This is a genomic window from Bradyrhizobium zhengyangense (assembly GCF_022012435.1).
Classification (GTDB): domain Bacteria; phylum Pseudomonadota; class Alphaproteobacteria; order Rhizobiales; family Xanthobacteraceae; genus Bradyrhizobium; species Bradyrhizobium zhengyangense.
Window position 1 is genome coordinate 103,188 of the sequence record NZ_JAKLUA010000006.1, and the last position, 12,107, is coordinate 115,294.

General features: G+C 65.0%; 8 protein-coding genes. All 8 read left to right on the forward strand.

The genetic code is table 11. The features are described from left to right. The first annotated feature begins 291 nt into the window (after window positions 1-291). The 8 genes from dnaN to murA all read left to right on the forward strand — a co-directional run bounded on the left by dnaN (window position 292) and on the right by murA (window position 11,906). Window positions 292-1,410, forward strand: a complete 1,119-nt coding sequence (gene dnaN, locus L6637_RS19865) for a DNA polymerase III subunit beta (protein WP_128963055.1) — start codon at window positions 292-294, stop codon at window positions 1,408-1,410. A 134-nt stretch (window positions 1,411-1,544) separates the two neighbouring features. Beyond that, a complete protein-coding gene (gene recF, locus L6637_RS19870; protein WP_237860554.1) occupies window positions 1,545-2,681 on the forward strand; it encodes a DNA replication/repair protein RecF in 1,137 nt (378 codons plus the stop codon). Window positions 2,682-2,800: 119 nt separating this feature from the next. Continuing rightward, window positions 2,801-3,550: a hypothetical protein gene (locus L6637_RS19875; protein ID WP_237860556.1), complete on the forward strand. Its 750-nt coding sequence runs from the start codon at window positions 2,801-2,803 to the stop codon at window positions 3,548-3,550. 99 nt (window positions 3,551-3,649) lie between these two features. After that, window positions 3,650-5,821 (forward strand): hypothetical protein, encoded by a 2,172-nt coding sequence (locus L6637_RS19880; RefSeq protein WP_237871793.1) that lies wholly within the window; start codon window positions 3,650-3,652, stop codon window positions 5,819-5,821. Window positions 5,822-5,958: 137 nt separating this feature from the next. Continuing rightward, window positions 5,959-6,645, forward strand: a complete 687-nt coding sequence (locus L6637_RS19885) for a hypothetical protein (protein ID WP_237860559.1) — start codon at window positions 5,959-5,961, stop codon at window positions 6,643-6,645. Between the two features lie 282 nt (window positions 6,646-6,927). Continuing rightward, a complete protein-coding gene (gene gyrB / locus L6637_RS19890) occupies window positions 6,928-9,363 on the forward strand; it encodes a DNA topoisomerase (ATP-hydrolyzing) subunit B (protein WP_237860560.1) in 2,436 nt (811 codons plus the stop codon). Window positions 9,364-9,736: 373 nt separating this feature from the next. Then, window positions 9,737-10,375 (forward strand): LURP-one-related family protein, encoded by a 639-nt coding sequence (locus L6637_RS19895; RefSeq protein WP_271607731.1) that lies wholly within the window; start codon window positions 9,737-9,739, stop codon window positions 10,373-10,375. A 235-nt stretch (window positions 10,376-10,610) separates the two neighbouring features. Next, window positions 10,611-11,906 (forward strand): UDP-N-acetylglucosamine 1-carboxyvinyltransferase, encoded by a 1,296-nt coding sequence (murA, locus tag L6637_RS19900; protein WP_237871796.1) that lies wholly within the window; start codon window positions 10,611-10,613, stop codon window positions 11,904-11,906. Window positions 11,907-12,107: the final 201 nt, after the last annotated feature.

Genomic DNA, 12,107 nt, shown 5'->3' on the forward strand with positions numbered 1-12,107 from the left:
GAATAAACGCCTAAAGCTTTCCTCCCCCCACCTCCCGCCGACCCGGGCATGCCCGGGCGGCGGGTTTCGTTTGCCCGGACGGCCGCCTTCATTTCTGCCTGTAAATGTCGGGGAACTGCTCCCCAATCCCTTGAAACGGATGGCTTTCCGCGCCACCTTGCGCGACCCTGACGGCTTTGGTCATATCGGCTGAACGATCCGGCTTTCAGGGATCTTCGGTGCCGTGGTGCGCGTCCTGCCGCCCGGCTTCTCCAACGCTTTAGTTTTCTCGGGGATCGGGCGAGTAGTGCAATGAAGGTTACGGTCGAACGCGCGCAACTCCTGAAATCGCTGGGCCATGTCCACCGCGTGGTCGAGCGCCGCAACACGATTCCGATCCTGGGCAACGTGCTGGTGCGCGCCGAGAACGCGAAATTGTCGCTGAAGGCGACCGACCTCGACCTCGAGGTGACCGAGACGCTGCCGGCGGAAACCGCAACCGCCGGCTCGACCACCGTGCCGGCGCACATGTTCTACGACATCGTGCGCAAGCTGCCCGACGGCTCGCAGATCGTGCTGGAGGCCGACGGCGACCGCGCGGTGCTGGCGATCCGCGCCGGCCGCTCGCGCTTCACGCTGCAAACCCTCCCCGAGAATGACTTCCCGGACCTTGCCGCCGGCGACCTCTCGCATTCGTTCAATCTCGCCGCCAAGGACGTCAAGCGGCTGATCGACCGCACACAGTTCGCGATCTCGACCGAGGAGACGCGCTATTATCTCAACGGCATCTATCTGCATGCCGCCGGCACCGCGAAGGCCGCCACCTTGCGCGGCGTTGCCACTGACGGCCACCGCCTCGCCCAGCTCGACTTGGTGCAGCCCAAGGGCGCCGAGGGCATGCCGGGCGTGATTGTGCCGCGCAAGACCGTCGGCGAGGTGCAGCGCCTGATCGAGGACACCGAGGCCGAGATGACGATCGAGCTGTCGCAGGCCAAGATCCGCTTCACCATCGGCAACGTCGTGCTGACCTCGAAACTGATCGACGGCACCTTCCCCGACTACGGCCGCGTCATCCCGCAGGGCAACGACAAGGAGCTCGTGGTCGACAAGAAGGACTTTGAGAACGCGGTCGACCGTGTCTCGACGATCTCCAGCGAGCGCGGCCGCGCGGTGAAATTGTCGCTCTCGCCCGGCAAGCTGGTGCTGTCGGTGACCAATCCGGATTCGGGGAGCGCCACCGAAGAGCTCGAGGTCGAATATGCCTCCGACGCGCTCGATATCGGCTTCAACTCCCGCTACCTGCTCGACATCGCCGCCCAGATCGAAGGCGACGTCGCAGTGCTCCGCCTCGCCGACCCCGGCTCGCCGACGCTGGTGCAGGACAAGGACGACAAGAGCGCGCTGTACGTCCTGATGCCGATGCGGGTGTGAGGCCTACCTTCACGCCACACATTGACTACATTCGTCATGGCCGGGCCAAAGCGCGAAGCGCGTCTTCGCGAGATGTCCCGGCCATCCACGTCTTGAGAGCCTGAGAACGTGGGTGACGGCAATGACGAGCTAACATGACCCCCTCCCGCATCCATCGCCTGACGCTGACGCATTTTCGGAACTATCGGGCGGCGGGGCTCGAGACGGCGGCTGACATGGTGGCGCTGGTCGGGCCAAACGGAGCGGGCAAGACCAATTGCATCGAGGCGATCTCATTCCTGTCGCCCGGACGCGGCCTGCGACGCGCCACGCTGGAGGATGTCGCCGACAACCAGGGCGACGGCTCCTGGGCGGTGTCCGCGCAGGTCGAGGGTGCATTGGGGCTGGCTACGCTCGGCACCGGTATTGACCCGCCGCGTGCAGATGCCGCGGTGAACCGGCGCGTCCGCATCGACCGCGAGCCGGTGAATTCGGCGACCGCCTTCGGCGATCATATCCGCATGGTCTGGCTCACGCCGGCGATGGACGGGCTGTTCATGGGCGCGGCGTCCGAGCGGCGGCGCTTCTTCGACCGCCTGGTGCTGGCGATCGACAGCGAGCATTCCAGCCGCATCAACGCGCTGGAACGCTCGCTGCGTTCGCGCAACCGCCTGCTCGAGACGCGCAATTACGACGACCATTGGTGTGACGCGATCGAGCGCGAGACCGCCGAGCTTGCGGTCGCGGTCGCCGCAACGCGCGGCCAGACCGCGGCACGCCTCACCGGCATGCTGAACACGCGCGCACGGCAATCGGCGTTTCCCTCCGCTCAAATCGCGCTCGACGGCTGGATGGAGAACGCGCTGCTGACCGAAACGGCGACCTCGGTCGAGGACCGCTACCGCCAGATCCTGCGCGACAACCGCCCGCGCGACGCCATCGCCGGCCGCACCACCGACGGCCCGCATTTGACCGATCTGCAGGTCATCTACGCACCGAAGAGCATGCCGGCGCGCGATGCCTCCACCGGCGAACAGAAGGCGCTGCTGATCGGCCTCGTGCTGGCGCATGCGACGCTGGTGGCCGAGATGACCGCCATCGTGCCGCTGCTGCTGCTCGACGAGGTCGTCGCCCATCTCGATCCCAACAGGCGCGCCGCGCTGTTCGACGAGCTGCGCAAGCTCGGCGCGCAGGTCTGGCTGACCGGCGCGGACCCGGCCGCGTTTGCCGAGATCGGCGCGGGCGGCGAAGTCTTTGACGTCGAGAGCGGACGCGTTTCCGCCCGGCGCTAGCCCGTTTTGTTGAACCCGGCTTATTCGGATCGCGACTAGGACTGTGAGGCCGCGCAGGCGGTGTCGCAGCCGTTGCAATCGCGCGATCGACACGCGCGATATCCCTGGAGAGAAAGACCATGACGACGGTAAGGCGCGGGACGAAAGTCCCGGCACGATGGCGGCTGTTCGTGTGCGGCCTCGCTCTGCTCGCAAGCGGCGTGGCCGCGGCAAGCGCGAGCGGATGGACGCCGCATCTGTTCTCGTCCGCGCTCACGCCGGATCCCGACGCCGTGCTGCCCGCGCCGACCCGGGCCAGCTATCGCGAGATCGGCACCACGAAAATGCTTGGCATCGACGCGCCGCTGCGGACCAGGCTCACGGCACGCATTCCCGCCGAGCTCGGCGACGTGCTCGCCTTCTACCGCACCGAGCTCGGCAAGCTGGGCTGGAAGGAGCAGCACGATGGCGCGGTCATCGCCAGCGATCACGTCCGGCTCACCTACACGACGGCGCTGGGGCCGGCGGCGCTGGCGCTCGACCGCAAGGGCGCGAGCACCTCGGTCAACCTGGTGCAGCGAAACAAGGAGGCCGCGACCATGGCGCATGTGATGCCGAGGCCCGGCCGCGCGGCGCTGATGTTCACCAATCTCGGCGACAAGGAAGCCGTGGTGACGCTCGACAACCACATCGTCATGCTTCCTGCCCGCGCCGGCAAGGAACGTCCCGAGGCGCCGTTGTTCAACATGCCGCCGGGCAAATACGCCTACGCCTTGAAGATCGACGGCGGAGCGGACCGCGACACGACGATCGAGCTCGCGGCCGGCGATGCCTGGGAGGTCACGGTCGGCCCAGAAGGCGACCTGTGGTCGCCGCTCCAGCTCTATTGAGCTCGGCGCCGCCGGATACCGCTGTTGAACCTGTCAGGTTCCCGCCGCGACTAGCTGACTGGGCCGCGCCAATTCTCGCGAAATCCAGGAGCTTTGCCGATGTCGATGATCAAACGCGGGACGCGAGCCCCGGCACGTGGGCTGCTGCTGGCCTGCAGCCTTCTGCTGATGGCGAGCGCCGCACGCGCCGCGCAATTCGACGCCGGCTATATCGACCCTCACACGGTGCCGATGCTGCCCGGCGCAATCGAGGACACCTCGCGTCCCGACCCTTCCCGGGTGCAATATGTCGTGCCGACCGTGGTCGCGGTGACATCGGCTGCCGTGAAGAAGATGCTCATCACCGAGGGCTGGGTGCCCTATGTCCGCCCGCTCGACAAGACCAACACCAGCCTCGCTTTCAAGAAGGGAGGCCAGGGACTGTCCGTTTCCTTCACGCAGGGGCTCGGCCGACCCGACCAATCCGCAGTCACCTACTCCCCGAACCGCATCTATTCGAACGTCCCCTTCCCCGAGGGCGCTGTCGATCTCGTGTTCGACGAGACCCGACCCTATCTCGGCTGCATCGCGCCGGCCACGCTCGAGGCCGCACAGGCTTTCTACGCGAAGGAAATGGCTGCGATCGGCTGGCGCAAGCTGACGCCCGAGACGGCTGGAAGCTGGCCGAATGCGGACCTGAGCGCATCAGTCCCGAACGGCGTGCGCGCGTACTACGACCATCCCGATGGCGACTCGACGCAGTTCTACAAGCAGAAGCCGGTGATGCTGACCCTGACCCGCCGTGACGACGGACGCACCAATGTCGACATCAGGATCGCACCGTTCGCGCTGCCCACCGATCTCGAGGCCGGCGATACGGCCGGCCTACCGGAGCCGAAGCCATACAAATCGTCCTCGGGCCGAGGCAACGCCCGAACATCAACGCGCGAACTGATCGTTGCAGCCCTTGCCGACCTGCCCGCCGTAGAAGCCTTCTACCATCGCGAATTTGCAGCGCGGGGCTGGACGGAAGAGGGAAATGCACCTCTTGCGCCAGGCGACGAGGTCGCGCTGAAATTCTCCTCGCCGGAGGAAAACGGCGTGCTGCATCTCGGCCGCAAATACGATTTCACGATGGTTCATCTGACCGCGCAGGTGAAGGAGAGCGTGCTCGCCGCCCGCGCCAAGGCGAAGAAGGACGCAGACGACCAATTCATGAGGGATGCCGAGGCGATGACGAAGCAGGTCCTCGCCGACGACGCTATCAGGCGCAAGGCGCAGGCCGCCACGCTGTCGGATGCGCCGTTGCAGGCGCTCGCAGGCAGCAACACGCCGCTGCCGGTGCCCGAGAACGCGCAGGAGGTGGAGTTCGGCGACGGCCGGCTCGAATTCAACTCGACCTCGAGTGTGAAGGCGCTGGCCGCGTTCTACCGCGCCTCAATGAAGCCCGCTGGCTGGAAGGAGCAGCCCTCCGTCATCAACCAGCCCAACATGGCGGTGCTGGAATTTTCCAAGGCCGGCAAGTCGATCTCAATGACCTTGATGCAGATGGGCCCGAAGGTGAATGTCAGCGCCAACGGATCCGGCCTGAGAATGGCTGCCGCCAAGCCTGCCGCCACCAGCCAAGCGGCGAGCAACGATTCCGCAGGCGCGCCAGCCAAAGCCTCCGCCCCGCTGGAAGCAGATCCGGACTCTGCGCTGCCGGTGCCGAAGCAGCACACATCGACCTCGCTTGGCACGGCAAAACTGCCGGGCATCGAGGTGCCGTTCCGCCGCGAGCTCGAGGCCAGCGTTCCGGCAGAGCTCGGCGATGTGCTCGTCTTCTATCGCAGCGAGCTGAAAAAGCTCGGCTGGCAGGAGAAGCCGGAAGGCGCGATCACGACCGCCGATCGTGTCCAGCTCGCCTTCGCCTCGCCGCAGGGGCCGGCGACGTTGAAGCTCGGCCGCGCCAACGGCGAGACCTCGGTCAACCTCGTGCAGAAGAACCCGGATGCCGCGACCAAGGCGGACATCATGCCGAGGCCAGGTCAGGCCAAGCTGCTGCTTGGCAATATGGGTAACCAGGAAGCCGTGCTCACCATCAACAAGCAGACCGTCAAGGTCGCGGCCGGCGCCGGTGGCCCTCAATCGCCGAAAGGGCCGATGCTCGATCTGCCGCCGGGCAAGTATCAATACGCGCTGAAGGTCGCAGGGCAGCCCGGCTGGAACGCCACGATCGAACTCGTCGCCGGCGATGCCTGGGGCCTGATGGTGGGCCCGACCGGCGAGGTGCTGCCGCTGCAGATGTATTGATCCCGCCGCCTTCGCCTGTAACGGCCGGGTTGAACCCGTCAGGTTCGTGGGGCGACTAGTTGTCTGGAGACGGCGGCGACTATGTCGCAGCCGCGCCGGCGCGAAAATCACAACCGCAACGTCCCTGGAGAGTGGGCATGACGAGGTTGAGGCGCGGGACGAAGGTCCCGGCACCATGGCGGCTGTTGCTGTGCGGCCTTATTCTGCTTGCCAGCTGCTCGCGGGAGCCGCTGACCGCAGCAGATGCGCACGCCGACATGCCCGTGCCGACGCGAGCCAGTCACTCAAGTTTCAGCACCACGCACGCGTCCGGCATCGAAGTCCCGCTCCGGATCGAGCTCAAAGCCCAGGTGCCCGCGGAGCTCAGCGACGTGCTCGCCTTCTACCGCGCAGAGCTCGGAAAGCGCGGCTGGCAGGAAAAACCTGGTGGCACGATGGTCGCCGCCGATCGCGCCCTGCTCGTCTTCGCCTCCCCGAAGGGGCCGGGCATGCTGACGCTCGACCGCGCCAAGGGCGAAACCACGGTTGACCTGGTGCAGCGGAATACAGAGACCGCGGCCAAGGCCAACTTCCTGCCGATATCTGGACAAGCGCGGCTGATATTCGGCTATCTCAGGCCAAACGTGGCTTCGCTTGTCATCAACGATCAAACCATTGAGATCGCTGGTGGCGAAAATCATCCACAAGCGCTGGATCTGCCGCCAGGCAGCTATCCCTACGAGCTGCGCGCGTTTGGCCTTCTGCTGCGCGCCGATACCGTCACCCTGGCGGCAGGCGAGACCTGGGACCTCAGCGACGACAAGAAGCCGTCCCAGATCTACTGAACCCCTGGCCTGTTCCAGGGCACCACGACACCGCGGAACGAGCGTCTGCACCCCCGCAAAATCCACGCCTTTGAGGCTCGAAAACAGCCCCTCGAATCGGGCTTTTCGAGCCCCCCGGAATCGGCCTTCGTACGCCTTGAAATCAGGCCCAAAAATCCTATCTGATCAAAGGGTTGCCGGGAGATACTTTGCGCTAGGCGCAAACCCTCTTTCATGGCACAAATAGCTCCTTAATCAGCGCCTTTTGCGCGGCTGATTCGGGCGACATCTCGAAGGCCTCTCATGACAGAACCTGCTCGGCAGCAAGCTGCCGAAAACGAGCCCTCCACCGCGAGCGAATACGGCGCGGAATCGATCCGCGTGCTCAAGGGGCTCGATGCCGTTCGCAAGCGCCCCGGCATGTATATCGGCGACACCGATGACGGCTCGGGCCTGCACCACATGGTCTACGAAGTCGTCGACAACGCGATCGACGAAGCGCTGGCGGGCCACGCCACGCGCGTCGACGTCGTGCTCAATGCCGACAATTCCGTCACCGTGCGCGACGACGGCCGCGGCATTCCCGTCGACATCCACAAGGGTGAAGGCATCTCGGCGGCCGAGGTCATCATGACCCAGCTGCACGCCGGCGGTAAGTTCGACCAGAATTCCTACAAGGTCTCCGGCGGTCTGCACGGCGTCGGCGTCTCCGTCGTCAACGCGCTGTCGAGCAAGCTGGGCTTGCGCATCTGGCGCGACGACAAGGAACACTACATCGAGTTCGCCCATGGCGATGCGGTCGCACCGCTCAAGGTGGTCGGCGATGCGCCGGGCAAGCGCGGCACCGAGGTCACGTTCCTGGCCTCGGGCGAGACCTTCAAGAACATCGAGTATGATTTCGCGACGCTCGAGCACCGCCTGCGCGAGCTCGCCTTCCTCAATTCCGGCGTCAACATCGCACTGTCAGACATGCGTCACGCAGTCGAGAAGCGCGAGGAGATGTACTATTCCGGCGGTGTCGAGGAGTTCGTCAAATATCTCGACCGCAACAAGAAGGCCCTGGTGCCGGCACCGATCATGGTGCGTGCAGAAGCCAACGGCATCGGCGTCGAGGCCGCTTTGTGGTGGAACGACAGCTACCATGAGAACGTGCTGTGCTTCACCAACAACATCCCGCAGCGTGACGGCGGCACCCATCTGGCCGGTTTCCGCGGCGCGCTGACGCGTCAGGTCAACGGCTATGCCGAGGCCAATGCGAAGAAGGAAAAGATCGCGCTGACCGGCGACGACTGCCGCGAAGGCCTCACCGCCGTGCTGTCGGTGAAGGTGCCGGACCCGAAGTTTTCGTCGCAGACCAAGGACAAGCTGGTGTCCTCGGAAGTGCGCCCCGTGGTCGAGAACGTCCTCAACGAGGCGCTCCAGGCCTGGTTCGAGGAGCACCCGTCCGAGGCCAAGATGATCGTCGGCAAGGTGATCCAGGCCGCCGCCGCCCGCGAAGCCGCGCGCAAGGCGCGCGAGCTGACGCGCAAGAGCCCGCTCTCGGTGTCCTCGCTGCCCGGCAAGCTCGCCGACTGCCAGGAAAAGGATCCGGCCAAATCAGAACTCTTCATCGTCGAGGGTGACTCGGCAGGCGGCAGCGCCAAGCAGGGCCGCAACCGCGAATTCCAGGCCGTGCTGCCGCTGCGCGGCAAGATCCTCAACGTCGAGCGCGTCCGTCCCGACAAGATGCTGGGCAGCGAGCAGATCGGCACGCTGATCACCGCGCTCGGAACGAGCATCGGCGACGAGTTCTCGGTCGAGAAGCTGCGCTATCACAAGATCATCGTGATGACGGACGCCGACGTCGACGGCGCTCACATCCGTACGCTGCTACTGACCTTCTTCTATCGCCAGATGCGCGACATCATCGACGGCGGCTATCTCTACATCGCCCAGCCGCCGCTCTATAAGGTTTCACGCGGCAAGTCCGAGCAGTACCTGAAGGACGAGCGGGCGCTGGAAGACTATCTGATCGACACAGGTCTCGATGATTGCGTGTTCGTCCCCGGTGCCGGCGGCGACCGCACCGGCCGCGACCTGCGTTCGCTGGTCGATGACGCCCGCGTGGTTCGCAGCATTCTGCGCAACCTGCACAGCCGCTACAACCGCAAGGTGATCGAGCAGGCCGCGATCACCGGCGTGCTGAACAAGGCGATTTACGGCGATCCCGAGAAGGCTGCCGCGGCGGCGCAATACATCGCCGGCCGCCTCGACAATCAGTCCGAAGAGGTCGAACGCGGCTGGCTCGGCCAATACGTGGAAGGCCATGGTTTCCAGTTCGAGCGCACGGTGCGCGGCGTCAAGGAAGCCGCCTTCATCGACGACGCTTTCTTGGGGTCGGCCGAGGCCCGCAAGCTCGACGAATACACCGTGAAGCTCCAGGACGTTTATGCCCGCCCCGGCAGGCTGCGGCGCAAGGACATCGAGCACATGGTCTACGGTCCGGTCGACCTGTTCGAAGCGGTCACCGACGCCGGCCGCAAGGGCGTCACGCTGCAGCGCTACAAAGGTCTGGGCGAGATGAACCCAGAGCAGCTCTGGGAAACGACGCTGGATGTCAATGCGCGCTCGCTGCTGCAGGTGAAGGTCAAGGAGGTCGACGAGGCCGACGACATCTTCACCAAGCTGATGGGCGACGTGGTCGAGCCGCGCCGCGACTTCATCCAGGAACATTCGCTCAGCGCGACGATCGATATCTGAGGCTTTGTCGCCTGTGACGCTCGGTGTGAGCTCCGGGCACAGATCACCTCTCCCGTAGGGAAAGGAGCGCATCGACAGATGCGATCCGGGTGAGGGATTCTGGCGTCACTGGATGCCGCGCTCCGTCACCCGGATTCTCAGGCGCGCAATTACGCGCCAAAGCAATCCGACCTCTCCCCGCTGGGGAGAGGTGAAGCAAGCCCCCGCCCCCTGAACCTCACCCCCGCCAATCGCGACAAAATGGCGTAGGTCCATCGGACGACTGCGGCGTTGCCGACGCGAATTTCACTCAGCACGCGGGACGAGAGCGCCGGAGCCGCAGTGAGAGCCGGCGCGATGGCTTGAAGGCAAATCCTGGAAGAGGTTCGAACGAATGTTGCCGACGTTAGCTGGACAGAGCCGAATGTACGTGCAGCAGGTCTTCGAAATGGCCGAACTCTTCGGTTTCGAAACCCGCAACAAGTACCGCATTCGCGATGAAAATGGCCGCGATCTGCTCTATGCGGCTGAACAGCAAAAGGGACTTCTCGGCTTCCTGGGGCGGCAGGCATTCGGGCATTGGCGCTCCTTCGAGGTGCATTTTTTCGACAGCGCGCGACAGCCAGTCATGCGCGGGATCCATCCTTTCCGCTGGTTCTTTCAGTGCCTGGAGCTGCGTTCGCGCGACGGCCGCCTCATGGGAACCATCGAGCGTCAGTTTTCGATTCTCACCAAGAGCTTCCACGTGCACGATGCGCAGGGCAGAGTGGTGCTCGAAGTCAGCTCGCCATTCTGGCGCGTCTGGACCTTTCCATTCATGCGCGGCGGGCAGGAGCGAGCGCGGGTTGCGAAAAAATGGTCTGGCCTCGGCTCGGAACTGTTCACCGATCGCGACAATTTCCTGGTGGAATATCTGGAACGCAGTCTGACAGAAGATGAGCGAGCGCTGGTTCTCGCAGCTGCGATCTACATCGATCTCATGTATTTCGAAGTCAAAGGCGAGGGCGGCGTGATCAATTTGCTCCGCAGTTGACGCGGCCGCCTCAAGCTCAGGTCCTCATCCTGAGGAGCCCGCGACGGGCGTCTCGAAGGATGGCCGCGGGGAAAGCCGGGCCTTTCATGGTCCGAGACGCGCGTTCCGCGCTCCTCACCATGAGGGGCGAATAACGAATTCGGAGCTGGCCTGCACAATTGCTACCGCGCTCAATTCCCTATAGTTTCCGCCTCCAAAGCAGCCCGCCCCACCGCAACAGGACGGAGAGATCCACGTGGCGCCCATTCAGTATATCGTCGAGGGCGGTCACCGGCTCTCAGGCTCGATCGAGCCGGCCGGCAACAAGAATTCGGCGCTGCCGATCATCGCCGCCGCCCTGCTCACCGAGCATCCGGTGACGCTGGAGAACGTGCCGCGGATCCGCGACACCGAGACGCTGGTCGAGCTGGTCCGCTCGGTCGGCGCATCCGCGGAATGGACCGAGCGCAACACGCTTCACATCCATGCCAAGAGCATCCGCGCCGCCGATCTCGATCCCGAGCTCTGCGTCCGCATCCGCGCCTCGATCCTGCTGGCAGGCCCCCTGCTCGCGCGCTGCGGCGAGGTGATGCTGCCGCCGCCGGGCGGCGACGTCATCGGCCGGCGGCGGCTCGACACCCATGTGCTGGCGCTGGAGCAGCTCGGGGCCAAAGTCACCGCGACCGACCGGCTGGAATTCCGCTGCCCCAAGCTCACCGGCGCCGACGTGTTCCTGGACGAGCCGAGCGTGACCGCGACCGAGAACGCGCTGGTTGCCGCCGTCTCGGCTGACGGCGTCACCTATTTGCGCAACGCGGCCTCCGAACCGCATGTGCAGGATCTCGCCAATTTCCTGGTCGCGCTCGGTGCGAAGATCGAGGGCATCGGCACCAACACCATGGTGATCCATGGTCCGGCGACGCTGGGTTCTGCGACTTATCGGATCCAGCCGGACCATATCGAGGTCGGCTCGCTGATCGGGCTTGCCGCCGTGACGCGCTCGCCGCTGCGGATCGTGCGTGCGGGTGTCGAGCATCTGCGCTCGATCCGCATGGGCTTTGAGCGGCTCGGCATCGTCTGTCGCGTCGAGGGCGACGACCTGATCGTGCCGTCGAACCAGACGCTGAAGATCCAGGACGATTTCGGCGGCCACGTGCCGAAGCTGGAAGACCAGCCCTGGCCGGCCTTCCCGGCCGATTTGATGTCGATCGCGATCGTCACCGCCACGCAATGCGAAGGCGTGATCCTGATGTTCGAGAAGATGTTCGAGTCCAGGATGTTCTTCGTCGACAAGCTGATCGGGATGGGTGCGCGCATCGTGCTGTGCGATCCGCATCGCGCGATCATCGCCGGCCCCAGCCGGCTGCACGGCGCGACGCTGAGCTCGCCCGACATCCGCGCCGGCATGGCGATGCTGCTCGCCGCCATCTGTGGCGAGGGTACCTCCACCATCAACAACGCCGACCAGATCGAGCGCGGCTATGAGCGCATCGACGAGCGGCTGAACGCGCTGGGCGCGAAGATCCGGCGCGTGCCGGAGCGGAAGGGGTGAGTCTTCACCTGGGTGTGGGAGAGCTCTCCCCGACAACAGTATCGTAGGGTGGGCAAAGCGCAGCGTGCCCACCATCTCTTTTGAAGTCATTGATAGGTCGTGGGCACGGCGCAAGTGCGCCTTTGCCCACCCTACGATTCCGAGCTAGCGGATCGAGTCCCTCACCGGAGCCATGTTTTCGACGTGCGGCTGTGCTATTGA

Coding starts and splice junctions, on each gene's coding strand:
- dnaN (WP_128963055.1), top strand. CDS start 292: ATGAAGGTTACGGTCGAACGCGCGCAACTCCTGAAATCGCTGGGCCAT.
- recF (WP_237860554.1), top strand. CDS start 1,545: ATGACCCCCTCCCGCATCCATCGCCTGACGCTGACGCATTTTCGGAAC.
- L6637_RS19875 (WP_237860556.1), top strand. CDS start 2,801: ATGACGACGGTAAGGCGCGGGACGAAAGTCCCGGCACGATGGCGGCTG.
- L6637_RS19880 (WP_237871793.1), top strand. CDS start 3,650: ATGTCGATGATCAAACGCGGGACGCGAGCCCCGGCACGTGGGCTGCTG.
- L6637_RS19885 (WP_237860559.1), top strand. CDS start 5,959: ATGACGAGGTTGAGGCGCGGGACGAAGGTCCCGGCACCATGGCGGCTG.
- gyrB (WP_237860560.1), top strand. CDS start 6,928: ATGACAGAACCTGCTCGGCAGCAAGCTGCCGAAAACGAGCCCTCCACC.
- L6637_RS19895 (WP_271607731.1), top strand. CDS start 9,737: ATGTTGCCGACGTTAGCTGGACAGAGCCGAATGTACGTGCAGCAGGTC.